Origin of the sequence: Streptomyces alkaliphilus (assembly GCF_014141535.1) — a bacterium.
Taxonomy (GTDB): Bacteria; Actinomycetota; Actinomycetes; order Streptomycetales; family Streptomycetaceae; genus Streptomyces; species Streptomyces alkaliphilus.
The window spans coordinates 1-519 of sequence record NZ_VKHT01001690.1 but is presented as its reverse complement, the minus strand read 5'-3'; the positions used below and the strand labels follow the sequence as shown (position 1 = coordinate 519).

Annotated in this window: 1 protein-coding gene; it reads left to right on the top strand. The window is 74.4% G+C overall.

Translation table 11 applies throughout. From position 1 onward, the window contains the following. Positions 1-519 (top strand): Clp protease N-terminal domain-containing protein (locus FNQ90_RS26345; RefSeq protein WP_182608580.1); only part of this gene is annotated, 519 nt, incomplete at both ends.

The window sequence follows — 519 nt, the reverse complement described above, 5'->3', positions numbered from 1 at the left end:
GGTGAGACCCCCGCGCTCGACCCGAAGGACGGCTTCGCCCGCTTCACTCCCCGGGCGAGGAACGTGGTGATGGCCTCGCAGAACGAGGCGCAGCGAACGGGGCACTCCGAGATCCACCCCGCCCACCTGGTGCTCGGCCTCCTCTCCCAACCGGAGGCGATCGGCACCGGCGTGCTGCTGGGACGGGTGGGGTCGGCCGACGCCGTCCGGGAGGCGGCCGAGACGGCGCTCCCCCCGGTCGCGGCCGGCGCCGGGGTCCCCGACCTCGTCCCCTACGACAACGCCTCCCGCAAGGTGCTGGAGTTGACCTTCCGTGAGGCCCTGCGACTGGAGCACACCTCGGTGGGCACCGAGCACATCCTGCTCGCGCTGGTGGAGCAGGAGGGCGATTCCGGTCCCCTGGTCGGGCTCGGCGTGCGGAAGCCGGAGCTGGAGGCGGACGTGGTGGCCGCCGTCACGGAGGCCGACCGCCGGGCGGAGCGGGAGGACGGGGAAGGGGACACCGCCCCGACGGGGAGT